Annotated in this window: 23 protein-coding genes; 13 read left to right on the forward strand and 10 right to left on the reverse strand. The window is 72.9% G+C overall.

The genetic code is table 11. The features are described 5' to 3' along the window. Positions 1-79 precede the first annotated feature (79 nt). A complete protein-coding gene (locus BA175_RS10285) occupies positions 80-508 on the reverse strand; it encodes a hypothetical protein (protein WP_069171000.1) in 429 nt (142 codons plus the stop codon). Between the two features lie 108 nt (positions 509-616). Here BA175_RS10285 and BA175_RS10290 point away from each other — a divergent pair, with 108 nt between their 5' ends. Beyond that, a complete protein-coding gene (locus tag BA175_RS10290; RefSeq protein WP_069171001.1) occupies positions 617-946 on the forward strand; it encodes a hypothetical protein in 330 nt (109 codons plus the stop codon). Between the two features lie 52 nt (positions 947-998). Here the strand turns inward: BA175_RS10290 and hutH are convergent, their stop codons facing one another. From hutH to BA175_RS10315, 5 genes are all read right to left on the reverse strand, one after another. Beyond that, complete coding sequence (gene hutH, locus BA175_RS10295) at positions 999-2,558, reverse strand: histidine ammonia-lyase (RefSeq protein ID WP_079159489.1); 1,560 nt, start codon at positions 2,556-2,558, stop codon at positions 999-1,001. Positions 2,559-2,627: 69 nt separating this feature from the next. After that, the gene (locus BA175_RS10300; protein WP_069171003.1) at positions 2,628-3,794 is read right to left on the reverse strand and encodes a GGDEF domain-containing protein; all 1,167 of its coding nucleotides are present in this window, start codon (positions 3,792-3,794) and stop codon (positions 2,628-2,630) included. Between the two features lie 117 nt (positions 3,795-3,911). Continuing rightward, complete coding sequence (locus BA175_RS10305; RefSeq protein ID WP_069171004.1) at positions 3,912-4,724, reverse strand: enoyl-CoA hydratase/isomerase family protein; 813 nt, start codon at positions 4,722-4,724, stop codon at positions 3,912-3,914. Between the two features lie 128 nt (positions 4,725-4,852). Further along, positions 4,853-6,049 carry an adenylate/guanylate cyclase domain-containing protein gene (locus tag BA175_RS10310; protein ID WP_069171005.1) on the reverse strand — a complete coding sequence of 399 codons (1,197 nt, stop codon included), beginning with the start codon at positions 6,047-6,049 and terminating at the stop codon, positions 4,853-4,855. Positions 6,050-6,213: 164 nt separating this feature from the next. Beyond that, on the reverse strand, positions 6,214-7,083 hold the full coding sequence (locus tag BA175_RS10315) for a biotin--[acetyl-CoA-carboxylase] ligase (protein WP_069171006.1): 870 nt from the start codon (positions 7,081-7,083) through the stop codon (positions 6,214-6,216). A 186-nt stretch (positions 7,084-7,269) separates the two neighbouring features. On the opposite strand from BA175_RS10315, the gene BA175_RS10320 reads away from it, so the two are divergent. The 4 genes from BA175_RS10320 to BA175_RS10330 all read left to right on the forward strand — a co-directional run bounded on the left by BA175_RS10320 (position 7,270) and on the right by BA175_RS10330 (position 10,026). Next, positions 7,270-8,859 carry an acyl-CoA carboxylase subunit beta gene (locus tag BA175_RS10320; protein WP_069171007.1) on the forward strand — a complete coding sequence of 530 codons (1,590 nt, stop codon included), beginning with the start codon at positions 7,270-7,272 and terminating at the stop codon, positions 8,857-8,859. A gap of 20 nt (positions 8,860-8,879) precedes the next feature. Continuing rightward, on the forward strand, positions 8,880-9,086 hold the full coding sequence (locus BA175_RS10325) for an acyl-CoA carboxylase epsilon subunit (RefSeq protein WP_069171008.1): 207 nt from the start codon (positions 8,880-8,882) through the stop codon (positions 9,084-9,086). A gap of 102 nt (positions 9,087-9,188) precedes the next feature. Beyond that, on the forward strand, positions 9,189-9,317 hold the full coding sequence (gene mmpB / locus BA175_RS32115; protein WP_302622489.1) for a morphogenic membrane protein MmpB: 129 nt from the start codon (positions 9,189-9,191) through the stop codon (positions 9,315-9,317). A gap of 97 nt (positions 9,318-9,414) precedes the next feature. Further along, positions 9,415-10,026 carry a nucleoside triphosphate pyrophosphatase gene (locus tag BA175_RS10330; RefSeq protein ID WP_079159490.1) on the forward strand — a complete coding sequence of 204 codons (612 nt, stop codon included), beginning with the start codon at positions 9,415-9,417 and terminating at the stop codon, positions 10,024-10,026. 39 nt (positions 10,027-10,065) lie between these two features. Here the strand turns inward: BA175_RS10330 and BA175_RS10335 are convergent, their stop codons facing one another. Next, entirely contained in the window at positions 10,066-10,509 is a 444-nt protein-coding gene (locus BA175_RS10335; RefSeq protein WP_175420799.1) for a hypothetical protein, read from the reverse strand. Between the two features lie 410 nt (positions 10,510-10,919). On the opposite strand from BA175_RS10335, the gene BA175_RS10340 reads away from it, so the two are divergent. Further along, positions 10,920-12,677 (forward strand): acetyl/propionyl/methylcrotonyl-CoA carboxylase subunit alpha, encoded by a 1,758-nt coding sequence (locus BA175_RS10340; RefSeq protein ID WP_069171010.1) that lies wholly within the window; start codon positions 10,920-10,922, stop codon positions 12,675-12,677. Between the two features lie 88 nt (positions 12,678-12,765). Beyond that, positions 12,766-13,377 (forward strand): TetR/AcrR family transcriptional regulator, encoded by a 612-nt coding sequence (locus BA175_RS10345; protein ID WP_175420800.1) that lies wholly within the window; start codon positions 12,766-12,768, stop codon positions 13,375-13,377. 322 nt (positions 13,378-13,699) lie between these two features. On the opposite strand, the gene BA175_RS10350 is transcribed toward BA175_RS10345, so the two are convergent. Then, positions 13,700-14,668, reverse strand: a complete 969-nt coding sequence (locus BA175_RS10350) for a DeoR/GlpR family DNA-binding transcription regulator (protein ID WP_079159491.1) — start codon at positions 14,666-14,668, stop codon at positions 13,700-13,702. Positions 14,669-14,890: 222 nt separating this feature from the next. After that, positions 14,891-16,330 (reverse strand): NAD(P)H-quinone dehydrogenase, encoded by a 1,440-nt coding sequence (locus tag BA175_RS10355; RefSeq protein WP_069171012.1) that lies wholly within the window; start codon positions 16,328-16,330, stop codon positions 14,891-14,893. Between the two features lie 251 nt (positions 16,331-16,581). On the opposite strand from BA175_RS10355, the gene BA175_RS10360 reads away from it, so the two are divergent. The 3 genes from BA175_RS10360 (at position 16,582) to BA175_RS10370 (ending at position 20,013) form a co-directional block, all read left to right on the forward strand. Beyond that, positions 16,582-17,019 carry a gamma-glutamylcyclotransferase gene (locus BA175_RS10360; protein WP_069171013.1) on the forward strand — a complete coding sequence of 146 codons (438 nt, stop codon included), beginning with the start codon at positions 16,582-16,584 and terminating at the stop codon, positions 17,017-17,019. A 102-nt stretch (positions 17,020-17,121) separates the two neighbouring features. Further along, positions 17,122-17,946 carry a purine-nucleoside phosphorylase gene (locus tag BA175_RS10365; RefSeq protein WP_069171014.1) on the forward strand — a complete coding sequence of 275 codons (825 nt, stop codon included), beginning with the start codon at positions 17,122-17,124 and terminating at the stop codon, positions 17,944-17,946. A gap of 414 nt (positions 17,947-18,360) precedes the next feature. Next, complete coding sequence (locus BA175_RS10370; RefSeq protein ID WP_069171015.1) at positions 18,361-20,013, forward strand: phospho-sugar mutase; 1,653 nt, start codon at positions 18,361-18,363, stop codon at positions 20,011-20,013. Positions 20,014-20,092: 79 nt separating this feature from the next. Here the strand turns inward: BA175_RS10370 and BA175_RS10375 are convergent, their stop codons facing one another. Continuing rightward, a complete protein-coding gene (locus tag BA175_RS10375) occupies positions 20,093-20,728 on the reverse strand; it encodes a PH domain-containing protein (protein WP_069171016.1) in 636 nt (211 codons plus the stop codon). Between the two features lie 123 nt (positions 20,729-20,851). On the opposite strand from BA175_RS10375, the gene deoC reads away from it, so the two are divergent. The 3 genes from deoC to BA175_RS10390 are packed head-to-tail and all read left to right on the forward strand — an operon-like array spanning position 20,852 to position 24,154. After that, entirely contained in the window at positions 20,852-21,799 is a 948-nt protein-coding gene (deoC, locus tag BA175_RS10380; RefSeq protein ID WP_069172041.1) for a deoxyribose-phosphate aldolase, read from the forward strand. Between the two features lie 5 nt (positions 21,800-21,804). Then, on the forward strand, positions 21,805-23,241 hold the full coding sequence (locus BA175_RS10385; RefSeq protein ID WP_069171017.1) for an aldehyde dehydrogenase family protein: 1,437 nt from the start codon (positions 21,805-21,807) through the stop codon (positions 23,239-23,241). After that, entirely contained in the window at positions 23,234-24,154 is a 921-nt protein-coding gene (locus tag BA175_RS10390; RefSeq protein ID WP_069171018.1) for an aldehyde dehydrogenase family protein, read from the forward strand. The genes BA175_RS10385 and BA175_RS10390 overlap by 8 nt, the downstream gene beginning before the upstream one ends. Positions 24,155-24,179: the final 25 nt, after the last annotated feature.

Here is a 24,179-nt window from a genome sequence, read left to right on the forward strand (position 1 = left end):
GAACAGGTGTTCCGTTCCACGTCTGCCGTATGTGTGGGGAACACCACTCATCGACGCGCGGACGGCGCCGGTGGTTCCCTCACTCCCGGAGACGTGTCCGCCGACGTCGGCGTTCCGTGTTCCCGCCGATTTCCTCGTCGTCCGTGGCATTCTCCCCGACTGAGTAGTAGGTCTCGTCCTCGTCCTCCCCCACCGATCCGTCCTCGGCGTCGGGGTCGTGGTCGACCGTCTCGCTGCTCCACGACGCCTGGGCGAGCTCCACCCCGGGCATCTGGCCGATCAGGTCGAACGGGTCGACGAGCGAGGCGAGGGCCTCCGCTGCGTCTTCCCTGACCGTCTCCTCGGCATGCGCGCGTTCCTCGGCGGACTCGTCGGCCGAGGCTCCCGAAGCGGTGAAGTCGGCGGCGATGCCTTCGAGCGCGGTGCCGGTCAGGGCGTCCGGGTCGGTGACCTCCAGCACCATCTCCACGCGAAGCCGAACAAATACGGGTGTCTCTGCGTCGGTCATACGCCGGAGCGTACGGCTCACGGGACCTGCGATTTTCCTCCGGCCCGCAGGTTTGCTTAGCATCGGCCTACGGGGTCAACTGACGGCTGTCGCAAGGGGATCGATTACGTGTACGTCGCTCGTCGCATGCTGCTGACCACCACGGCGGCAGGCACCCTGCTCTGTGCTCTCTGGTTCGTCCCCTCCGCCAACGCCACCGGCGAGGCGGCTCCGCGCAGCGAATCCGCCACGTCGTCCGCAGGCCCCGCGGCCCCGACGACGCAGGGCAGGGAGGCACCCACCGCCTCGGCGGGGGAGCCCGTCCCGGAGAACAGGCTCGCCGACACCGGCGCCGGGGTCGACACCACCCCGTACGTGATCGGCGGCACGGTCTCCCTGGCCGTCGGCGCGGGATTCGTCGCCTACTCGGTACGCCGGGCCGGCACGGCCGCCTTCTGAGACCGGGTCCGGGCGGTTCCGCGGCGGGCACGGCCCGCCGCGGCACCCCGGCTCAGGCCAGACGCCCGGTCACCGTCTCCGCCACCTCGACCAGCTTCCCCTCGCGTACGAAGGCGTCGGCGGCGGCCAGGTCGGGGGCGAGGAAGCGGTCGGGTCCCGGCCCCTGGACACCGGCGGCCCGCAGCGCCTCGATGACGGCCCGCGACGCGGGCGCGGGGGTCAGCCCCCCGGCGGCGCGCAGTTCGACGGCGCGCGTGGCGGCGTACAGCTCGACGGCCACGACGCGCGCGAGTCCGGTGACGGCCGTACGGAGCTTGCGCGCGGCCGACCAGCCCATGGAGACGTGGTCCTCCTGCATCGCGGAGGACGGGATCGAGTCCACGGAGGCGGGGACCGCGAGTCGCTTCAACTCACTGACCAGTGCGGCCTGGGTGTACTGGGCGATCATCAGCCCCGAGTCGACCCCGGCGTCGTCGGCGAGGAACGGCGGCAGCCCGTGCGAACGGTTCTTGTCCAGCAGCCGGTCCGTGCGGCGCTCGGTGATCGACGCGAGGTCGGCGGCGACGATGGCGAGGAAGTCCAGGACGTAGGCGACGGGCGCGCCGTGGAAGTTGCCGTTGGACTCGACCCGGCCCCCCGGCAGGACGACCGGGTTGTCGACGGCGGCGGCCAGTTCGCGGTCGGCGACGAGCCTGCCGTGCGCGAGGGTGTCGCGCCCGGCCCCGTTGACCTGGGGTGCGCAGCGTACGGAGTAGGCGTCCTGGACCCGGGGGGCGTCGCCCGTGACCTCGGAGTGCCGTCCGGTCAGGCCGGATCCCGCGAGCACCCGCAGCATGTTGTCGGCGGAGGCGCCCTGGCCGGGATGCGGGCGTATGGCGTGGAGCTCCGGGGCGAGGACCTTGTCCGTGCCGAGGAGGGCTTCCATGGAGAGGGCGGCGGTGATGTCGGCCGAGGTGTAGAGGTTCTCGAGGTCGGCGAGGGCCATCACCAGCATGCCGAGCATGCCGTCGGTGCCGTTGAGGAGGGCGAGTCCCTCCTTCTCGCGCAGCTCGACGGGGGCGATGCCGTGGGCGGCCAGGAGCTCGCCGGCGGGGCGCACCGTCCCGTCGGGGCCCTCCGCGTCACCCTCGCCCATCAGGGCCAGGGCGCAGTGGGAGAGCGGGGCCAGGTCGCCGGAGCAGCCGAGCGAGCCGTACTCGTGGACGACGGGCGTGATGCCGGCGTTGAGCACGTCGGCCATGGTCCGGGCGACCTCGGGGCGTACGCCGGTGTGCCCGGAGGCGAGGGTCTTCAGCCGCAGGAACATCAGCGCCCGGACGACCTCGCGCTCGACGCGGGGACCCATGCCCGCCGCGTGCGAGCGGACGATGTTGCGCTGGAGCTGCGCCCGCAGCTCGGGGCCGATGTGCCGGCTGGCGAGGGCGCCGAAGCCGGTGGAGACGCCGTAGACCGGCTCGGTCCTGGCGGCGAGCGCGTCGACGATCTCGCGGGCGGCGGCCAGCGCCTCGAGGGCGGCTGCGGAGAGCTCGACCCGGGCGCCCCGGCGGGCCACGGCGATGACGTCCTCGGCGGTGGTGCCGGACGTCCCCACCACGACTGTGTGCATATCCATATTCAGAAGCGTACGGACTGAATCGCCGCATGTCACCAGTCGTCGCCCGGCGGACCCCTTACCGCGCTCTCAGTTCCCGCCCCCGGGCGGGCTTCCCCTGAGCCTGCGGCGGTCGTGCGGGGACCGGGGCGGGGAGTCGGCGAGCCGGATGACCTCGCCGTCCCGCCCGGCCACCACCGGAGTCCTGGAGTGTGCCGCCTTCGCCCGGTACTGGGCGGCGTCGGCCAGCCGGAAGAGCCGGCGCGCGGAGCGCACGGGACCGATGTCGTCGCCGGTCGACGCGATGCCGCAGGCGACCCCGTTCCCGAGCTCCAGGCCGACGGCCCGCGCGCAGAGTTCCTCGGCCACCCGGACCACCTCGTCGGCGCCGGGGCCCACGGTCAGCAGACAGAACTCGTCCCCACCCAGCCGGGCCGCCAGCGCCCCGGGGAGCATCGCCCCGCAGAGCGAGAGCACGGAGCCGAATCGTTCCAGCAGACGGTCGCCGACGGCGTGACCGTGCGTGTCGTTGACCGCCTTGAGACCGTTCAGGTCACAGACGACCAGGCTGACCACGGCATCCTCCACGCGGTGCCGCTCCACCGCCTCGTCGAGCCGGATGTCGACCGCGCGGCGGTTGGCGAGCCCGGTGAGGGGGTCGGTGAAGGCCAGCTTGCGGACCTCCTCCAGGCGCTCCGTCTGGGCGATTCCCGCCGCGGCGACGGCCGCGAGCACGGTCGCGAAGTCCGCGTCGCCCCGGTCGAACACAGGCTCCCCCGCCCGCCGGGCCACGTACAGCTCGCCCCAGGCGCGGCCGTGCAGCACGATCGGGGCCACGACGCAGCAGCCCCGGCCGCGCCGTCGCAGGGCCGCCACCCGCTGGTGGCAGTACGGCCGGGCCCCCCTGGCGGGAGCCCCGGCGGCACGGCTGCCGTCGGCGGTCTCCACCCAGGCGTCCGGCTCACCGCCACCGGCCCACCGCTCGTGCAGGAACTCGGTGATCTCCGGGAACTGGTGCACGGGGTAGGCCTCCTCCTCGGGGAACTCCTCCTCCCCCGGCGCCCGCTCCCCCACGTTCACCAGCACCCTCAGCCTGCCCCGGTCGCGCTCCCAGACGGAGAGCGCGGCGAAACTGCCGCCCAGCGCCTCGCACGCGCCGAGGGCGGCCGCACGCCAGGAGTCCCGCGGGGTGCAGGCCGCCGCCATCGTCTGCGCCAGCGCCACCACGGCACGCAGCCGCACCTCATCACCGCCCATCGCTCCAGCTTAGGGAGGTTTGCAGCGATTCGAGCAGTTCGCAGCGCTGATGATCTTCGCAGCGGCTTCGCCCGCACGCACCACCCGGCGGGTGGACCGGCCCCGTACGGGTGGCCCTCACTCCCCGGGCCAGGCGGGCTTCCGCTTCTCGTTGAACGCGGCCACGCCCTCCGCCCGGTCCCCGGAGAAGGCCACCGACCGCCAGGCCGCGTCCTCGACCTCCAGCCCGGCCCGCAGGTCGAGCCCCTGCCCGAGCCGCAGCGCCCGCTTCGCGGCGCGCAGCCCCACCGGGGAGTTGGCGGCGATACGGCCACCGAGTGCCAGCGCCGCCTCCCGGGCGCCGCCCGCGTCGACCAGTTCGTCGACCAGGCCGAGTTCTCGCGCCTCGGCCGCCTCCACGCGCCGGGCGGTGAACACCAGCTCGGCGGCGCGCGCCGCACCGACCCTGCGGGGCAGCAGCTGGGTGCCCCCACCGCCCGGGATGACCCCGACGGACACCTCGGGCAACCCCACCACGGCCGTACGGTCGGCCACGATCACGTCGCAGGCCAGCGCCAGCTCGAAGCCGCCCCCGAGGGCGAAGCCGTGCACCGCGGCGACGACGGGCATCGGCAGTTCCAGCACCCCGGTGTACGCGGCCCGGGCGGTGGGCCGCTGCCGCACCAGCTGGGCGTCCGTGAAGGAGTTCCGCTCCTTGAGGTCCGCGCCCACACAGAAGGCGCGGTCGTGGCTGGAGGTGAGGACGGTGGCCCGCACCCCCGGGTCGGCGCCGAGCGCGGCGCAGGCCTCGCCGATCGAGCGGGCCATGGCGGTGGACACGGCGTTCATGGCCCGGGGCCGGTCGAGGACCAGTTCGGCGACGTGGTCCTGGCCCTCGTGCCGCCGTACGACGACGAATTCCCCGAACCTCTGCTCGGACGTGACGGTCATGGCGCACCCCTCCGGTTAACGAGCGTTACCGGGATCCTAGGACGCGGGCGCCGGGAGCCCCAGGGCGGGCGGGGGGCCGGGGAGGAACGGCGGGCACCGGGGGAGCGCTCTCCGGGCGCCGGCCCGGGTCAGGACGACGGCTTGCCTCGTCGCGCCAGCAGCCACGGCTCGATCACGCCCAGCCCGCGCACCGGCCGCTGCCACATCGGCTGGAGCCCGAAGCGGTACGCCGGCAGGGGCGGCTCCTCGTCCAGCCGGCCCTCCTTCTCTGCCAGCCGGGCGCGCTCGGCCGCGGCGGCGGCCTCCTGGGCCGCCTGGGCCTCGGACGCGGGGGCGTCCCCGGTCCGGGTGAGCTCCTGGGCGAACGCGCCGTCCACCAGCACGGCGTCCTTCGGCGCTATCGACGTGAGCCTGCTGGCCAGGTTCACCGTCGTACCGAACACGTCGCCCATCCGCGTGGTCACCGTGCCGAAGGCGATGCCGACCCGCAGCGCGGGCATCGTCGTGTCCTGCGCCATCGCCTCGACCAGCCGGAGCGCTATCTCGCCCGCCGTGCCCGCGTCGTCCGCGGCGAAGAGGACCTCGTCACCGAGCGTCTTGATGAGCCGCCCGCCGTGGGCGGCGACCAGGTCGGCGGAGGTCGTCTCGAAGGCCTCGACCAGCTCGCCCAGCTCCTCCTCCTCCAGCCGCCGGGTCAGCCGGGTGAAGCCGACGAGGTCGGCGAAGCCCACGGCGAGCCGGCGGTCGACCATCTCCTCGTCGTCCGCCGCCTGGACGACCCGCCCGGTCGCGGCGGCGAGCTGGCGCCGCCACACGTACACCAGGAACTCCTGGAGCTCGGGCAGGAGCAGCTCGATCAGCGGGTAGGTGACCTCCGTGCGGGTCATGCCGGGCTCGGGGGGCTCGGTCAGCCCCTCCAGGAAGGAGTCGATCTGCCACTCGGCCAGCCGGGCGGTGGTCTGCCCGGTGGACCGGGCCACCTGGATCGCCATCGGCTCGCTGAGCAGCCCGGCCTCCACCAGACCGGCCAGCCTGCGCAGGGCCAGGACGTCGGCCTCGGTGAGCGCCTTGGCCTGCCCGATGTCGGCGAAGCCCATGGCACGCCAGAAGCGGGACGCCAGGTCCATGGAGACCCCGGCGGTCCTGGCCGCCTGGAACGGCGTGTACCGGCGGTCGGCCCCCAGGATCAGGTGTTCCAGCCGGATCGCGAGGGGGTCGTCGGTCGGTTCGGCCGTGTGGTCGACCTCATGGTGCGGCGTGGGGTGGACCGAGGGCTCCGCCGGAGGGTCCGCGCCCTCGCCGGAACTCGTGTCGTCGACGGTCACCGGCCGCCTCCTGCCCGTTCCCTGCGCACTGCCCTGCCGATCTGTCGCTGGATCGCCTCAACGATACGGCAGATGTGCCGTGGCTCACGTCCCCGGCCGTCCGCTCCGGGCGCATCCGTGACGACATCACCCGTGGTGGCGGACCTGCGGGGCCGCCGTCCGGGTCAGGTCAGGCCGCCCTGCGCGCCACGCAGGTGGACGATGTCGCCCGCCGACACGGGTTCCTGGAGCCCGTCGCCGGTCGCCAGGACCAGCCGCCCGTCACCGTCGATCGCGACGGCCTCACCGACGAGCGTCCGGTCGCCCGGGAGCTCGGCCCGTACCGTCCTGTCCAGCGTGGCGCAGCCCGCCGCGTACGCCGCCTGGAGCCCGCTCTCGGCGGCGTCGCCCTTCGCCTCGCGCCACTGCCCGTACCACTGCTCCAGCGAGCGCAGGACGGCCCGCAGCAGCGTCTCGCGGTCGGTGGACACGGCGTCGGCGAGTGCCAGGGAGCCGGCGTGCGGGGCGGGCAGCTCGGCCGCGCGCAGCGAGACGTTCACGCCGATGCCGATGACGACGCCGTCCCCGGCCCGCTCGGCGAGGATGCCGCCGGTCTTGCGTTCGGTGTCCCCGACGGTCACCAGGAGGTCGTTGGGCCATTTCAGTGCGAGATCGACGCCGGCCGACCGCGCGAGCCCGGTGGCGGCGCCGACGCCGGCCAGCAGGGGCAGCCACCCCCAGCGCTCGACGGGCACCTCGGAGGGCGTGAGGTAGACCGAGAAGAACAGGCCCGACCTGGGGGGTGCCGACCAGTTCCGGTCCATCCGCCCACGGCCCGCGGTCTGCTCCTCGGCGACCAGCACCGCACCCTCGGCGGCCCCGGGGCCGGAGGCACGGGCCGCGAGGTCGGAGTTGGTGGAGCCGGTCCGCTCGACGACGTCGAGCGAACTCCACAGCCCGCCCGGCCGCACCAGGGCGCGCCGCAGCGCGGTGGCGTTCAGCGGCGGCCTGTCCAGGTCCGACCAGCGGTTGTGTGCGGCGTCCGAAGGTGTCATACGCCCCACATTAGGTGTGTCCAACGACGCACTGCCGAACGGTATCCGCGCCGATACGCTACGGATCAGTAGCAAGACCGGCCGGCGAGCAGGTAGCCGTCGAGCCGTACGTGTCCGGCGCCGCACCGGAGGTGCCGGACAGCACGAACCAGCCGTCCCCGTGACCAGGCAGGGAGCCGCCACCCGATGTCCGAGCCGCAGAGCGACATCCACACGACCGCGGGAAAGATCGCGGACCTGCAGCGCCGTATCGACGAGGCCACACACGCAGGCTCCGCACGCGCCGTGGAGAAACAGCACGCCAAGGGCAAGCTGACCGCCCGTGAGCGCGTGGAACTCCTGCTCGACGAGGGTTCCTTCGTGGAGCTCGACGAGTTCGCACGGCACCGGTCCACCAATTTCGGCATCGACAAGAACCGCCCCTACGGGGACGGGGTCGTCACCGGCTACGGCACCGTCGACGGGCGCCCCGTCTGCGTGTACTCGCAGGACTTCACGATCTTCGGCGGCTCGCTCGGCGAGGTCTACGGCGAGAAGATCGTGAAGGTCATGGACTTCGCGATGAAGACCGGATGCCCGGTGATCGGCATCAACGACGGCGGCGGCGCGCGCATCCAGGAGGGCGTGGTCGCCCTCGGCCTGTTCGCCGAGATCTTCCGCCGCAACGTCCACGCCTCGGGTGTCGTCCCGCAGATCTCCCTGATCGTCGGGCCGTGCGCCGGCGGCGCGGTCTACTCCCCGGCGATCACCGACTTCACGGTGATGGTCGACCAGACCTCGCACATGTTCATCACGGGGCCCGACGTCATCAAGACGGTCACCGGCGAGGACGTCGGCTTCGAGGAGCTGGGCGGCGCCCGCACGCACAACACCACCTCCGGGGTGGCGCACCACATGGCGGGTGACGAGAAGGACGCCATCGAGTACGTCAAGTCCCTGCTGTCGTACCTCCCGTCGAACAACCTCTCCGAGGCCCCCGCCTTCCCGGAGGAGGCCGACCTCGGGACGACGGACGAGGACCGCGAGCTCGACACCCTCATCCCGGACTCGGCGAACCAGCCGTACGACATGCACACCGCCATCGAGCACGTGCTCGACGACGGCGAGTTCCTGGAGACGCAGGCGCTGTTCGCGCCGAACATCATCACCGGCTTCGGACGTGTCGAGGGCTATCCGGTCGGCATCGTCGCCAACCAGCCGATGCAGTTCGCCGGCTGCCTGGACATCGACGCGAGCGAGAAGGCCGCCCGCTTCGTGCGCACCTGCGACGCGTTCAACGTGCCGGTCCTGACCTTCGTGGACGTGCCCGGCTTCCTGCCCGGTGTCGACCAGGAGTACGGCGGCATCATCCGCCGCGGAGCCAAGCTGATCTACGCCTACGCCGAGGCCACCGTCCCGCTGATCACGGTGATCACCCGCAAGGCCTTCGGCGGCGCGTACGACGTCATGGGCTCCAAGCACCTGGGCGCCGACCTGAACCTGGCCTGGCCGACCGCGCAGATCGCGGTGATGGGCGCGCAGGGCGCGGTGAACATCCTGCACCGCCGCGCGATCGCCGCCGTCACGGACGCCGACGAGAGGGAGGCCACCCGCGCGGAGCTGATGGCGGACTACGAGGACACCCTCCTGAACCCGTACGTCGCGGCCGAGCGTGGATACGTCGACGCGGTGATCATGCCGTCCGACACCCGGGCACACCTCGTCAGGGGCCTGCGCCAGCTCCGTACGAAGCGGGAGTCGCTGCCGCCGAAGAAGCACGGCAACATCCCCCTCTGACCCAGCCACCGGGAGCCACCATGATCAAGGTCGTACGGGGCAATCCGACCCCCGAAGAGCTCGCTGCCGCCCTCGCGGTGGTCCGGGCGCGCGCGGCGGCGGTCGCCGCACCGCCGCCCGGTGACCCGCTCCCCCCGGAGCAGTGGTCGGACCCGGGCCGTATCGCCCGCCGGGGGGCGCTGCGCCCCGGCCCGCGCTCCTGGGCCCGGACGTACTGGCCCGTGTGACGGGCGTACTGGCCCGTGTGACGGGGCACCGGGCTGGAGCGCCGTGGCGCCTGAGTACGCGTACTCAGGCGCCACGGCCGCGTCCGGAGCACCATCGGTTGCATGCTGTGGTCGGACCCCGAGAACAAGCCGCCGAAGGAACTGCGCGACGCCCAGGACATGCTGCGCCGCGCGGGGCTGCTGCTCGCGCTGGCCATGGTGGTGGCGATGGCCGTCCTGGGGACCCGCTGAGCCCCAAAAACACGCCGGGGCCCGACGGCCCGGGAGCCCGCGGAGTCCTGCCGCACCCCGCCGGACGGGGCTCCGGGAGCTCCTGCGGCCTTCTACGATGGCCCGTATGACTGATCAGCGCCGTCTCGTGCTCGCCTCCGCGTCCCCCGCCCGCCTCGGTCTGCTGCGCCAGGCCGGTTTCGCCCCCGAGGTGATCGTCAGTGGGGTGGACGAGGACGCGCTCACCGCGCCGACCCCGGGTGAGCTGGCGCTCGTACTCGCCGAGGCCAAGGCCGCCGCCGTGGCCGCCCGCCCCGAGGCCGCCGGCGCCCTGGTCATCGGCTGCGACTCGGTGCTCGAACTGGACGGCGAGGCGCTCGGCAAGCCCGCGGACAGCGAGGAGGCCACCGCACGCTGGAAGTCCATGCGCGGCCGCTCGGGAGTGCTGCGGACGGGGCACAGCCTGATCGACACGGCGGCCGGGCGCACCGCGTCGGCGACCGCCTCCACCGTCGTCCGCTTCGGTGAGCCGACCGAGGCCGAGGTGGCGGCGTACGTCGCTTCGGGCGAACCGCTGCACGTCGCGGGAGCCTTCACCCTGGACGGCCGCTCGGCACCGTTCGTCGAGGCGATCGAGGGGGACCACGGCAACGTCATCGGGCTCTCGCTACCCCTGCTGCGCAGGCTGCTCGGCGAACTCGGTCTGTCGGTCACCGACTTGTGGGTCTGAGGGGCCGAGGGGCCGGGAGGGCCGAAAGGCCCGTCAGCCTCACGCGGGAGCGGGCGCTCCGGCCTCGGCGCCCGCCCCGCCCGCCTCCGGTTCACGCCGCTCGTACGCCAGCAGGGTGAGCACCAGCAGCGCGAGCACGGCCATCATGAAGGCGAACGCCGCCCAGCCGACCAGGCCCACCGCCAGGGCGCCCAGCACCCCGTGCGCGACCGCGCACCCGATGAGGGCGATCCTGCCGAACCGGCCGGGCGCCCGGTCGCGCACGGCGGCCAGGAGCGGTATCAGCCCGCACAGCAGCAGCAGGAGGCCGAAGAGGCCGCCCGTCACCCGGGTGCCCGTGGCCATGACGCCGGGGTCCATCCCGGCCAGGGACATGCTCTGGTTGTCGACGACCCGGGCGAGGACGACGTGGACGAGCACGATGCCCGCCGCCTCCCCGAACAGGACGAGCGCGGTCACACCGGCCACCGATCTGCGCACCACGGCGACACCTCCTGTTACCTGCGGTACGTGCAGTACAGCGCGGACCCTACACGCGAGGACCCCCGCTCCTTAAGGGCCTGGGGAAGAACGGTGGCCGCACTCACCTCACGCGCCCCCGCCGCGGTGCCCGTCTCCGCCCGGGCCCGTCCCTTGCAAAGATGGAGTCGACCGTTCGTAGGGACTCCACAAAGAAACGCCGAGTGGCGTTGCAGCAACAGACAGAGACTTGAACCACACTTCGTGGCTACTGTGCGGTCAAGGATCCCGGCGTACCGTGGTGCGACAAGGGATTTCGCGACTCGAGCAAGCCTCGAATCACACTCCGTGTGGGCAAGTTCACCATTGGGGACGGGTCGTACGGCGGTGTCGGTAGTCCCTAAACTCAGCTTGTTCTCAAGGAGGGAGTCATCGTGCGCAAGGTGCTCATCGCCAACCGTGGCGAAATCGCTGTCCGCGTTGCTCGGGCTTGCCGGGATGCCGGAATCGCGAGCGTAGCCGTCTACGCCGATCCGGACCGGGACGCTCTGCATGTCCGCGCGGCCGACGAGGCGTTCGCTCTGGGCGGTGACACCCCGGCCGCCAGCTACCTGGACATGGCCAAGGTGCTCCAGGCGGCCAAGGACTCCGGGGCGGACGCGATCCACCCGGGCTACGGCTTCCTCTCGGAGAACGCCGAGTTCGCCCAGGCCGTGCTGGACGCCGGCCTCACCTGGATCGGCCCGCCTCCGCAGGCGATCCGGGACCTGGGTGACAAGGTCGCCGCCCGGCACATCGCGCAGCGCGCGGGCGCCCCCCTCGTGGCCGGCACGCCGGACCCGGTGAGCGGCTCGGCCGAGGTCGTGGCGTTCGCCGAGGAGAACGGCCTGCCGATCGCGATCAAGGCGGCCTTCGGCGGCGGCGGACGCGGTCTGAAGGTGGCCCGCACGCTGGAGGAGATCCCGGAGCTGTACGACTCCGCGGTCCGTGAGGCCGTCGCGGCCTTCGGGCGCGGTGAGTGCTTCGTGGAGCGGTACCTGGACAAGCCCCGGCACGTGGAGACCCAGTGCCTGGCGGACACCCACGGGAACGTGGTCGTCGTCTCCACCCGTGACTGCTCGCTGCAGCGCCGCCACCAGAAGCTGGTCGAGGAGGCGCCCGCCCCGTTCCTGACGCAGGAGCAGAACGCGGAGCTGTACGCCGCGTCCAAGGCGATCCTCAAGGAAGCCGGTTACGTCGGCGCGGGCACCGTGGAGTTCCTGGTCGGCCTGGACGGCACGATCTCCTTCCTGGAGGTCAACACCCGCCTGCAGGTGGAGCACCCGGTCACCGAGGAGGTCACGGGCCTCGACCTCGTACGCGAGATGTTCCGCATCGCCGACGGCGAGGAGCTCGGGTACGGCGACCCGGCCGTGCGCGGGCACTCCTTCGAGTTCCGGATCAACGGCGAGGACCCGGGTCGTGGCTTCCTGCCCGCCCCCGGCACCGTCACCGGATTCGCACCGCCGGCCGGCCCGGGTGTCCGGCTGGACGCCGGCGTCGAGACGGGTTCGGTCATCGGCCCCGCGTGGGACTCGCTCCTGGCCAAGCTGATCGTGACCGGCGCGACGCGTGAGCAGGCGCTGCAGCGCGCGGCGCGCGCCCTGGCCGAGTTCGAGGTCGAGGGCATGGCCACGGCCATCCCGTTCCACCGCGCGGTCGTCGCCGACCCGGCGTTCACCGCCGATCCGTTCCGGATCCACACCCGGTGGATCGAGACCGAGTTCGTCAACGACATCAAGCCGTTCGCGGCGGCCCCGGCGGACGGGGAGGCGGACGAGGAGTCCGGCCGCGAGACCGTCGTCGTCGAGGTCGGCGGCAAGCGCCTGGAGGTCTCCCTGCCCTCCTCGCTGGGCATGAGCCTGGCGCGTACGGGCCTGGCGGCCGGCGCGAAGCCCAAGCGCCGCGCGGCGAAGAAGGCGGGCTCCGCCGCCTCCGGCGACACGCTGGCCTCGCCGATGCAGGGCACCATCGTCAAGGTGGCCGTCGAGGAGGGCCAGGAGGTCAAGGAGGGCGACCTCGTCGTCGTCCTGGAGGCCATGAAGATGGAGCAGCCCCTCAACGCCCACCGCTCCGGCACCGTGAAGGGCCTGTCGGCGGAGGTCGGCACCTCGGTCACGTCCGGCGCCGCGATCTGCGAGATCAAGGACTGACCCCTCTCCACTGCCACCGAGGGCCCGGGCGCCGCCCGGGCCCTCGGTGGCATCCTGGTTCCAGGGCGCAGACCAGGAGGACAGCGCGATGGCGATGAGCACGGCAGGAACTCCGGCCCGTCCGATGCGGGCCGACGCGCGCCGCAACTACGACCGGCTGGTCGGCGAGGCCCGCACCTCCTTCGCCGAGCACGGCACGGACGCCTCGCTGGAGGACATCGCCCGGCGGGCGGGGGTGGGCATCGGCACCCTGTACCGGCACTTCCCGAACCGGCAGGCGCTGATGAACGCCGTGTTCCAGGAGACCCTCGGCTCGCTGCTCGCCCGGTCCGGCGAACTGGCGCAGGCGCCGGATCCGTGCGCCGCGCTGATGGAATGGCTGCGTGCCCTCGTCACTCATGCGGGTGAGTACCGCGGGCTGGCGCAGGCGCTCATGTCCGCCTCGGGTGACGAAACGTCAGCCCTGACCCCGTGTCATGTTCCGCTCCGACAGGCCGGGGAGCGGCTGCTGCGGCGGGCCCGGTCGGGCGGTGCGGTGCGGGCGGACGTGTCGATCGACGATCTGCTGCAGCTGACGAACGCGATCGCGCTGGCCGCTGAGCAGACCCCCCGGGACCCGGCGCTGGCCGACCGCCTCCTGCGTCTGGCGCTGCAGGGCATCGCGGCGCCGAAGCCGCCCGGCCGGGAGCCTGTCGGGTGACCTGGGACCGGAAAGCGGACGCGGTCCGGTGCGTGCGATTCCAAGGCGCCGGAAGGCCCTCGTAGCGGAGCTACGTGGGCAGTTCGGCAACGCGGGAAGCGTGCGTGCCGGGGCGTGGCCGCTCGGTGAGAGGTCGCCCGGCTGAGAGCCTGTCGGGTGACCTGGGACCGGAAAGCGGACGCGGTCCGGTGCGTGCGATTCCAAGGCGCCGGAAGGCCCTCGTAGCGGAGCTACGCGGGCAGTTCGGCAACGCGGGAAGCGTGCGTGCCGGGGCGTGGCCGCTCGGTGAGAGGTCGCCCGGCAGGCTCTGAGGGCGAGCCCGCTACCGCCGCCGCAGGTCCGCGACGCGGCCCCGCTCCGCAGGCCCGTCGCTGAGCGCGGCCGCGCTCCGCAGCGGCGGGCCGAGCCCTGCGGGGCCGCCCTGCGTGCGCCGCTGGCCCGGCAACGGCATGTCCCGCCGGGGCTGCTGCCGCCCCTGGGGCGGCCCCTCCGCGGCCGGCGCATCGCTGTCGGGGCCCGCCACCGTGATCTCCACGCCCTGGTCCGCCAGGGCCTGGAGCTCGGTGGCCGCCCGCTCGTCGTGGGCCGGCGGTTCGTCGGTCACCAGGCGGGTGATCAGCTCCGTCGGCACCGTCTGGAACATGGTGTCGGAGCCCAGCTTGGTGTGGTCCGCCAGGACCACCACCTCCGCCGCGGCCTGCACGAGCGCGCGGTCCACGCTCGCCGAGAGCATGTTGGACGTGGAGAGACCGCGCTCGGCGGTCAGCCCGCTCCCGGAGAGGAACGCCCGGGAGACCCGCAGCCCCTGGAGGGACTGCTCGGCCCCGCTGCCGACGAGTGCGTAGTTGCTCCCGCGCAGGGTTCCGCCGGTCATCACCACTTCCACCCGGTTGGCATGGGCCAGCGCCTGGGCGACCAGGAGCGAGTTGGTGACGACGGTCAGACCGGGAATCCGCGCGAGCCGGCGGGCCAGCTCCTGCGTGGTCGTACCGGCGCCGACCACGACGGCCTCGCCCTCGCCGACCATCCCGGCGGCCAGGTCGGCGATGGCCGTCTTCTCGGCGGTGGAGAGATGGGATTTCTGCGGAAAGCCGGACTCGCGCGTGAAACCGCCCGGCAAGACCGCACCGCCGTGCCGGCGGTCGAGGAGTCCTTCTGCCTCCAGTGCCCGCACGTCCCGCCGTACGGTCACTTCGGAGGTCTGGACGACGCGGGCGAGCTCACGGAGCGATACCGCCCCGTTGGCACGCACCATTTCGAGGATCAACTGACGACGTTCTGCAGCGAACACGGAACTGACAGTAACCTGGCCATGGGTTGCTTTTCAGCAGTTTGCGCCGAATAACAGAAGTTGTACGAGCACGGAACCTCCCGGTGGTATAAGAGATCCCACTGTCGTGCACGGGGCTCGGGAGCCGCCGGTCCGCCGGGGCCGGACCCCCGGATCACGCCCGGGTCCCGGGCTCCGTCACCGGGACCCGACGGCCTGACCGGAGGGGGCGGACCCGTCCGCTCAGGCCTCGCCGGCCCGCTTACGGCTCTGCAGTTGCCGTGCCACCTCGGCGATCGAGCCGGACAGGGACGGGTACACGGTGAACGTGTTCGCGATCTGCTCGACGGTCAGGTTGTTGTCGACCGCGAGCGCGATCGGGTGGATCAGCTCACTGGCCCGCGGGGCGACGACGCAGCCGCCGACCACGATGCCCGTACCGGGACGGGCGAAGATCTTGACGAAACCGTCGCGGATGCCCTGCATCTTGGCGCGCGGGTTGCGCAGCAGCGGAAGCTTCACGACCCGGGCGTCGATCCTGCCGGCGTCCACGTCCGCCTGGCTGTAGCCGACCGTGGCGATCTCGGGGTCCGTGAAGACGTTCGAGGAGACGGTCTTCAGGTCCAGCGGGGCCACCGCGTCGCCGAGGAAGTGGTACATCGCGATACGGCCCTGCATCGCCGCGACCGAGGCCAGCGCGAAGACGCCGGTGACGTCCCCGGCCGCGTACACGCCGGGGGCGCTGGTGCGGGAGACCCGGTCCGTCCGGACGTGCCCGGACTCCTTGAGCAGGACCCCGGCCTCCTCCAGGCCCATGCCGGCGGTGTTCGGGATCGCGCCGACCGCCATGAGGCAGTGGGTGCCCGAGATGACCCGGCCGTCGGCGAGCGTGACCTCGACACGGTCGCCGACGCGCTTGGCGGACTGGGCGCGGGACCGGGCCATGACGTTCATGCCCCGGCGCCGGAACACGTCCTCCAGGACGGCGGCGGCGTCCGGGTCCTCCCCCGGGAGCACCCGGTCGCGGGAGGAGACGAGGGTCACGCGGGAGCCGAGCGCCTGGTAGGCGCCGGCGAACTCGGCGCCCGTCACCCCGGACCCGACCACGATGAGCTCCTCGGGGAGCTCGTTCAGGTCGTAGACCTGCGTCCAGTTCAGGATCCGCTCGCCGTCGGGCTGCGCGTCCGGGATCTCGCGGGGGTGGCCACCGGTGGCGATCAGGACCGCGTCGGCGGTGAGCCGCTCCTCCGTGCCGTCGGCCGCCCTCACGACGACCTGGCGGGACCCGTCGGCGGCCTGGAGTCCCTCCAGCCTGCCGCGCCCGCGCACGACCCTGGCCCCCGCGCGGGTCACGGAGGCGGTGATGTCGTGGGACTGGGCCAGCGCCAGGCGCTTGACCCGCCGGTTGACCTTGCCGAGGTCGACGCCGACGACCCGCGCGGCCTGCTCGATGTGCGGGGTGTCGTCGGCGACGATGATGCCGAGTTCCTCGTACGAGGAGTCGAAGGTGGTCATCACCTCGGCCGTGGCGATCAGCGTCTTCGAGGGCACGCAGTCGGTGAGGACCGACGCGCCGCCGAGGCCGTCGCAGTCGACGACGGTCACCTCCGCGCCGAGCTGGGCGCCCACCAGGGCCGCCTCGTAGCCGCCGGGGCCGCCGCCGATGATCACGATCCGGGTCACGAAAAGTCCGCCTCGCGTGGTTGTCATCCCACGGCCGTCTGCCGCCCCGGCCGGGGGTCCGGGGGAGCGCCCCGGTGAATGCAGTACGTAGTTCATTGTCCCGCACGCGCCAACCTGCTTCCCGCCGGGGCCCTCCATACGGGAAAGGCGCCGACGGGGCGGGGCCCTCCCGGGCCGCCCGGGAGGGCCGACGGGACCGCATCCCCGCCGGAACCGGCACACCAGGCGTCACCTCCCGTACCCTCGACCACATGTCGCTCTACGCCGCGTACGCCGGCAACCTCGACGCGCGGCTGATGACGCGCCGCGCTCCGCATTCCCCGCTGCGCGGCACCGGCTGGCTCAACGGCTGGCGGCTGACGTTCGGCGGGGAGCACATGGGCTGGGAAGGCGCGCTGGCCACGGTGGTCGAGGCACCCCGCTCCCAGGTCTTCGTGGCGCTGTACGACCTCGCGCCCATGGACGAGGACTCCATGGACCGCTGGGAGGGTGTCGGCCTCGACATCTACCGCCGGATGCGGGTCCGCGTGCACACCCTGGACGGCGAGGAGCCGGCCTGGATGTACGTGCTGAACGGCTACGAGGGCGGGCTTCCCTCCGCCCGCTACCTCGGCGAGGTGGCGGACGCCGCCGAGTCCGCGGGCGCACCGCACGACTATGTGATGAACCTCCGCAAGCGCCCCTGCTGAGGCGCCCCCGCCCCCCTTCTGTACGAAAGTACGAACACGACCGGCCAGACTCTGCGCCACCAGATCTACGCGCGTAGGGAATCAGCGGTTACCCTCGTCCGCGTGAACGCATCTGTTATTCCGGACCACATCCAGGGCGACCCGCACGCCGCCGCATCCGTCGCCGCCGCCCGCCTGCGCGAGCTGACCGGCGCCGAGACCCACGACGTCGCTCTGGTGATGGGCTCCGGGTGGGCCCCCGCCGGGGACGCGCTCGGCGCACCGGAGGCCGAGTTCCCGGTGACCGCGCTCCCCGGGTTCCCGGCCCCGGCGGTGGAGGGGCACGGCGGCACGATCCGCTCGTACCGGATCGGCGAGAAGCGCGCTCTGGTCTTCCTCGGCCGCACGCACTTCTACGAGGGCCGCGGGGTCGCCGCCGTCGCCCACGGCGTCCGTACGGCCGTCGCCGCCGGCTGCGGGACCGTCGTCCTGACGAACGGCTGCGGCGGTCTGCGCGAGGGCATGCGCCCGGGTCAGCCGGTCCTCATCAGCGACCACATCAACCTCACGGCGGCGTCGCCCATCGTGGGTGCCAACTTCGTCGATCTGACGGACCTGTACTCGCCGCGGCTGCGCGCACTGTGCAAGGAGATCGACGGGACGCTCGAAGAGGGCGTGTACGTGCAGTTCCCCGGCCCGCACTACGAGACGCCGGCCGAGATCGGCATGGTCCGGGCCATGGGCGGCGACCTCGTCGGCATGTCCACGGTCCTGGAGGCCATCGCGGCCCGTGAGGCGGGTGCGGAGGTCCTGGGCATCTCCCTGGTCACCAACCTCGCGGCAGGCCTGAGCGGGGAGCCCCTGAACCACGAGGAGGTCCTCCAGGCGGGCCGCGACTCGGCCACCCGCATGGGCGCGCTGCTGGCCCGGGTGCTCGACCGCATCTGATCCCCGGGGCGGCCCGGCGGACCGTGCCGGCGTACGGGGCGGGGCGACCGGTTCCTGGCCGCCCCCGCGTGAGGCGCGGACGCAGCCCCGTCCTCGCCGGCGCGTCCGCGCGGCCCGCCTGCGCCCGCACAGGGCCGGCGGCCGGCCGATCCTCCCCGACGCGCGGGGCACGGACAGCCCGCCGCCCCCGGCCGCGCCGGCGTACGAGGCGCGGCGGTCCGGGGGCGGATCCCCGGAGCGGGTCCGGGCGGAGCCCGGTTTCGGGACGGCGCGGGTCGGGGAACAGCCCGCCGCAGGAGCGTCCCGCGCGCCGACGCCCCGCACCACCCGCGCCCACGCCGCCCCGCCCCCTCGCACCGGGCGCCCCACCCGCGCAGCAACCGGCACCACCACCCCCGCAGAAAGGCGGACACCGTGCAGCAGGACCTCATCGCCCGGGCCAGGACCTGGCTCGCCGAGGACCCGGACCCGGAGACCCGCGAGGAGCTCGCCGGCCTCATCGACGCAGGCGACCTGGACGCGCTCGCCGACCGCTTCGCGGGCACGCTCCAGTTCGGCACCGCCGGCCTGCGCGGCGAACTCGGCGCCGGCCCGATGCGCATGAACCGGTCCGTCGTGATCCGGGCCGCCGCCGGCCTCGCCGCGTACCTCCTCGCCCACGGCCACGCGGGCGGGCTCGTCGTCATCGGCTACGACGCCCGATACAAATCAGCCGACTTCGCCCGTGACACCGCGGCCGTGATGACCGGTGCCGGCCTGCGCGCGGCCGTGCTGCCCCGTCCGCTGCCGACCCCCGTCCTCGCCTACGCCGTACGGCATCTGGGGGCGGTCGCGGGCGTGGAGGTCACGGCCAGCCACAACCCGCCCCGCGACAACGGCTACAAGGTCTACCTCGGCGACGGCTCGCAGATCGTGCCCCCGGCCGACACCGGGGTCGCCGCCGCCATCGCAGCCGTGGGCCCGCTCGACGGCGTACCGCGCCCGGAGTCCGGCTGGGAGGTCCTCGGCGAGGAGGTGGAGGCCGCCTACCTCGCCCGGACGGACGCCGTCCTCACCCCCGGCTCGCCGCGCACGGCCCGGACCGTCTACACGGCGATGCACGGTGTCGGCACCCCCGTGCTCACGGCGGCGTTCGCCCGGGCCGGCTTCCCGGAACCGGTGCTCGTGGCCGAGCAGGCGGAGCCGGATCCGGCGTTCCCCACGGTCGCCTTCCCCAACCCGGAAGAGCCCGGCGCCATGGATCTCGCGTTCGCGACCGCGCGCCGGGCGCGGCCCGACCTCGTCATCGCCAACGACCCGGACGCCGACCGCTGCGCCGTGGCCGTCCCGGACGCCTCGGCCGAGGGCGGCTGGCGGATGCTGCGCGGCGACGAGGTCGGCGCCCTGCTCGCCGCGCATCTGGTGGACCGCGGCGTCTCCGGCGTCCTCGCCGCGTCGATCGTCTCGTCGTCCCTGCTCGGCCGGATCGCGGAGAAGGCGGGCCTCGGCTACGAGGAGACGCTGACGGGCTTCAAGTGGGTCGCCCGCGTCGACGGCCTGCGCTACGGCTACGAGGAGGCGCTCGGCTACTGCGTGGACCCCGAGGGCGTCCGGGACAAGGACGGCATCACGGCCGCACTGCTGGTTGCCGAGCTGGCCTCGGTGCTCAAGGAGCAGGGCCGTACGCTCCTGGACCTGCTCGACGACCTGGCGCTGGCGCACGGACTGCACGCCACGGACCAGCTGTCGGTCCGGGTCGAGGACCTCTCGGTCATCGCGGACGCGATGCGCCGTCTGCGGGAGAACCCGCCGGCCGTCCTGGGCGGCCTTCCCGTCACCTCGGCGGAGGACCTCTCGCAGGGCACGGACCTCCTGCCGCCGACGGACGGCCTGCGCTACCGGCTGACGGGTGCCCGCGTCATCGTCCGCCCGAGCGGCACGGAGCCGAAGCTCAAGTGCTACCTGGAGGTCGTGGTCCCGGTCCCCGACGCGGCCGGCCTCCCCGCCGCCCGGGAGCGGGCCGCGGCAGTCCTGGCGACGATCAAGCGCGATCTTTCGGCGGCGGCCGGCCTCGGCCGCCCGCTGTGAGGAACGCGACACACACGCGTCCGGTTCGACGGCATCCGGGGGTCCCTCACCTCCCTGCGGCGGAGGGGCCCCGGGGACGTCAGCCGACGGCCAGGAGGACCGCGAGCAGTACCGCGCCCACGGCGGCCGGGACGATCACCTCGTAGGCCCAGCGCAGTGACGCCGTGGTCGTGCCCTTCTCCCGGCGCTCCGCACGCTCGGCCAGTTCCCGCAGGTCGGCGACCGTGCGGTCCGCGAAGGCGGCGCGAGCCTGGACGTCGGTGACGTCGGCGTGCACGGAGGTCCGGCCGTACGGGTCGTCGTGCGCCTCCCGGCTCGCCTTCCTGGCCGCCCTCTTGCGCTCGCGCAGGGAGACCGGCACGGCCCAGAGCTGGTACTTCGCGCCGGCCTTGGTGAAGAGCTCGCTCGAGTACGACGCCCGTACGTCGGAGACGTCGCTCCAGGGCAGCACGATGGTGCGGAACGGGTTACGGATGCGGATCCGCTCGTCGTCGGCGAAGACCGCGGGCCGGAGGGTGAACGCCACGATCAGCGGGACCACGGTCAGCAGCGCGGCGAGGGCCCCCCACGGCACGTTGCCCTCGCCCTGGGCCACCGCGTCGCCGCCGATCCAGCCCACCAGCAGGATCAGCAGGACTCCGGTGGCCAGCCCGGCGCCCGACCGGTAGGTCCGGTCGGCGTAGGCGGGCTCGGAGGGAGGTGTGGGGCTCGTCATGGTCCGATTCTGCCTGACGGGGTCACCGGGTGCGGAGAGGCCTCGTGCGCTCGGCCGGGGGCACGGAAAAGAGAAGGCCCCTGTACAGGTCGCTACGCGCGTAGATATGCTCCTCTGGTGACCATGCCCACCACTGCTCCCGCATTCGCCGACGCGACGGCGTCCGACAGTGCGCTGCGCCGCTTCCTGCACGGGCTGCCCGGCGTCGACGCCGTCGGCCTCGAAGCGCGCGCCGCCGCCCTCGGTACCCGATCGATCAAGACGACTGCCAAGGCGTACGCCATCGATCTCGCCATCTCGATGATCGACCTGACGACGCTGGAAGGTGCGGACACCCCGGGCAAGGTCCGGGCTCTCGCCGCCAAGGCCGTCAACCCCGACCCGACCGACCGTACGACCCCGCGCACCGCCGCGGTCTGTGTGTACCCCGACATGGCGGCGACCGCCGTCGCCGCGCTGGCCGGCTCGGGGGTGAAGGTGGCGTCCGTGGCGACGGCCTTCCCCGCCGGTCGGGCCGCGCTGGACGTCAAGCTCGCGGACGTCCGGGACGCGGTGGCGGCCGGGGCCGACGAGATCGACATGGTGATCGACCGCGGCGCCTTCCTCGCCGGCCGCTATCTGAAGGTGTACGAGGAGATCCTGGCCGTGAAGGCCGAGTGCGGCAGCGCACGGCTGAAGGTGATCTTCGAGACCGGCGAGCTGTCCACGTACGACAACATCCGGCGGGCCTCCTGGCTCGGGATGCTGGCGGGCGCCGACTTCATCAAGACGTCGACCGGCAAGGTCGCGACCAACGCGACGCCGGCGAACACGCTGCTCATGCTGGAGGCCGTGCGCGACTTCCGGGAGCAGACCGGCGTGCAGATCGGGGTGAAGCCCGCGGGCGGCATCCGCACGTCCAAGGACGCGATCAAGTTCCTGGTCCTGGTGAACGAGACCGCGGGCGAGGACTGGCTGGACAACCACTGGTTCCGCTTCGGCGCCTCCAGCCTGCTGAACGACCTGCTGATGCAGCGCCAGAAGCTCAGCACCGGCCGTTACTCCGGCCCTGATTACGTGACGGTGGACTGATCCCCATGGCATCTGCATTCGAGTACGCACCGGCTCCGGAGTCCCGCTCCGTCGTCGACATCGCCCCTTCGTACGGCCTGTTCATCGACGGTGAGTTCACCGAGGCCGCCGACGGCAAGGTCTTCAAGACGGTCAGCCCGTCCACCGAGGAGGTCCTCTCCGAGGTGGCGCGGGCCGGCACCCAGGACGTGGACCGGGCCGTGACGGCGGCCCGCAGGGCGTTCGGGACGTGGTCGGCGCTTCCCGGCTCCGAGCGCGCCAAGTACCTCTTCCGGATCGCCCGGATCATCCAGGAGCGCTCCCGCGAGCTGGCCGTCCTGGAGACCCTGGACAACGGCAAACCGATCAGGGAGACGCGCGACGCCGACCTCCCGCTGGTCGCCGCCCACTTCTTCTACTACGCGGGCTGGGCCGACAAGCTGGACCACGCGGGCTACGGCGCGAATCCGCGCCCGCTCGGGGTGGCCGGCCAGGTCATCCCGTGGAACTTCCCGCTGCTGATGCTGGCCTGGAAGATCGCCCCGGCGCTCGCCACCGGCAACACGGTGGTGCTGAAGCCGGCGGAGACGACCCCGCTGTCCGCCCTGTTCTTCGCGGACGTCTGCCGTCAGGCGGGCCTGCCCAAGGGCGTCGTCAACATCCTCACGGGGTACGGCGACGCGGGCCAGGCCCTCGTCGAGCACCCCGGTGTCGACAAGGTCGCCTTCACCGGCTCCACGGCCGTCGGCAAGGCCATCGCCCGGCAGATCGCGGGCACGGGCAAGAAGGCCACGCTCGAACTGGGCGGCAAGGGCGCCAACATCGTCTTCGACGACGCGCCCGTCGACCAGGCCGTCGAGGGCATCGTCACGGGGATCTTCTTCAACCAGGGCCAGGTCTGCTGCGCGGGCTCACGGCTCCTCGTCCAGGAGTCGGTCCACGACGAAGTACTGCACTCCCTCAAGCGCCGGCTGTCCACGCTCCGCCTCGGCGACCCGCTGGACAAGAACACCGACATCGGCGCGATCAACTCCCGGGAGCAGCTGGCCCGGATCACCTCGCTCGTCGAGACGGGTGAGGCGGAGGGCGCCGAACGCTGGACGGCACCGTGCGAACTGCCGTCCGCCGGTTACTGGTTCGCGCCGACGCTGTTCACCGGCGTCACCCAGGCGCACACCGTCGCCCGGGACGAGATCTTCGGCCCGGTGCTGTCGGTGCTGACGTTCCGCACCCCGGACGAGGCCGTCGCCAAGGCGAACAACAGCCAGTACGGGCTCTCGGCCGGCATCTGGACGGAGAAGGGCTCCCGCATCCTCGCGGTGGCGAACAAGCTCCGCGCGGGCGTCGTCTGGGCCAACACGTTCAACAAGTTCGACCCGACCTCGCCGTTCGGCGGATACAAGGAGTCGGGCTTCGGCCGCGAGGGTGGCCGTCACGGTCTGGAGGCCTACCTCGATGTCTGACGGGCGACTCAGCGTCTTCAAGACCTACAAGCTGTACGTCGGGGGCAAGTTCCCCCGCTCCGAGAGCGGCCGGGTGTACGAGGTGACAGACCCCAAGGGAAAGTGGCTGGCCAACGCGCCGCAGTCCTCCCGCAAGGACGCCCGTGACGCGGTCGTGGCCGCGCGCAAGGCGTTCGGCGGCTGGGCGGGGGCGACCGCGTACAACCGCGGCCAGATCCTCTACCGCGTCGCCGAGATGCTGGAAGGTCGCCGCGAGCAGTTCGCCCGTGAGGTGGCGGACGCCGAGGGGCTGTCGAAGTCCAAGGCGGCGGCCGTCGTGGACGCGGCGGTCGACCGCTGGGTCTGGTACGCGGGCTGGACCGACAAGATCGCCCAGATCGCCGGCGGGGCGAACCCGGTGGCGGGGCCGTACTTCAACCTCTCCACCCCGGAGCCGACGGGCGTGGTGGCGGTCCTCGCGCCGCAGGAGTCGTCCTTCCTCGGCCTGGTGTCGGTGCTCGCTCCGGTCATCGCCACGGGCAACACGGCGGTCGTCGTCGCCTCGGCCGACGCTCCGCTGCCCGCGCTGTCGCTGGGTGAGGTCCTGGCGACGTCGGATCTGCCCGGCGGTGTGGTGAACATCCTGTCGGGACGGACGGCGGAGCTCGCGCTCCCGCTGGCCTCGCACCAGGACGTCAACGCCATCGACCTCACCGGCGCCGCACCGGACGCCGGGCTGGCGAAGGAGCTGGAGACCGCGGCGGCCGACAACCTCAAGCGGGTCCTGCGTCCACAGCATGTGGACGGCGAGGACGGGGCGGGCGGCACCGACTGGACCGCCGACCCCGGTACGCGCCGCCTGACGGCCTTCCTGGAGACCAAGACGGTCTGGCACCCGACGGGCGCCCTGGGAGCCTCCGGCTCCTCGTACTGACGCACGGCGCACCGCGCGGCGGGGC

This window comes from Streptomyces griseus (assembly GCF_001715295.1).
Taxonomy (GTDB): Bacteria; Actinomycetota; Actinomycetes; order Streptomycetales; family Streptomycetaceae; genus Streptomyces; species Streptomyces griseus_G.

Excerpts from the sequence above, each read along its gene's own strand:
- BA175_RS10305 (WP_069171004.1), bottom strand. The coding sequence starts at position 4,724 with ATGACCGTCACGTCCGAGCAGAGGTTCGGGGAATTCGTCGTCGTACGG.
- hutH (WP_079159489.1), bottom strand. The coding sequence starts at position 2,558 with ATGGATATGCACACAGTCGTGGTGGGGACGTCCGGCACCACCGCCGAG.
- BA175_RS10325 (WP_069171008.1), top strand. The coding sequence starts at position 8,880 with ATGATCAAGGTCGTACGGGGCAATCCGACCCCCGAAGAGCTCGCTGCC.
- BA175_RS10385 (WP_069171017.1), top strand. The coding sequence starts at position 21,805 with ATGGCATCTGCATTCGAGTACGCACCGGCTCCGGAGTCCCGCTCCGTC.
- BA175_RS10360 (WP_069171013.1), top strand. The coding sequence starts at position 16,582 with ATGTCGCTCTACGCCGCGTACGCCGGCAACCTCGACGCGCGGCTGATG.
- BA175_RS10330 (WP_079159490.1), top strand. The coding sequence starts at position 9,415 with ATGGCCCGTATGACTGATCAGCGCCGTCTCGTGCTCGCCTCCGCGTCC.
- BA175_RS10390 (WP_069171018.1), top strand. The coding sequence starts at position 23,234 with ATGTCTGACGGGCGACTCAGCGTCTTCAAGACCTACAAGCTGTACGTC.
- BA175_RS10315 (WP_069171006.1), bottom strand. The coding sequence starts at position 7,083 with ATGACACCTTCGGACGCCGCACACAACCGCTGGTCGGACCTGGACAGG.
- BA175_RS10320 (WP_069171007.1), top strand. The coding sequence starts at position 7,270 with ATGTCCGAGCCGCAGAGCGACATCCACACGACCGCGGGAAAGATCGCG.
- BA175_RS10300 (WP_069171003.1), bottom strand. The coding sequence starts at position 3,794 with ATGGGCGGTGATGAGGTGCGGCTGCGTGCCGTGGTGGCGCTGGCGCAG.
- deoC (WP_069172041.1), top strand. The coding sequence starts at position 20,852 with ATGCCCACCACTGCTCCCGCATTCGCCGACGCGACGGCGTCCGACAGT.
- BA175_RS10285 (WP_069171000.1), bottom strand. The coding sequence starts at position 508 with ATGACCGACGCAGAGACACCCGTATTTGTTCGGCTTCGCGTGGAGATG.
- mmpB (WP_302622489.1), top strand. The coding sequence starts at position 9,189 with ATGCTGTGGTCGGACCCCGAGAACAAGCCGCCGAAGGAACTGCGCGAC.
- BA175_RS10345 (WP_175420800.1), top strand. The coding sequence starts at position 12,766 with ATGGCGATGAGCACGGCAGGAACTCCGGCCCGTCCGATGCGGGCCGAC.
- BA175_RS10375 (WP_069171016.1), bottom strand. The coding sequence starts at position 20,728 with ATGACGAGCCCCACACCTCCCTCCGAGCCCGCCTACGCCGACCGGACC.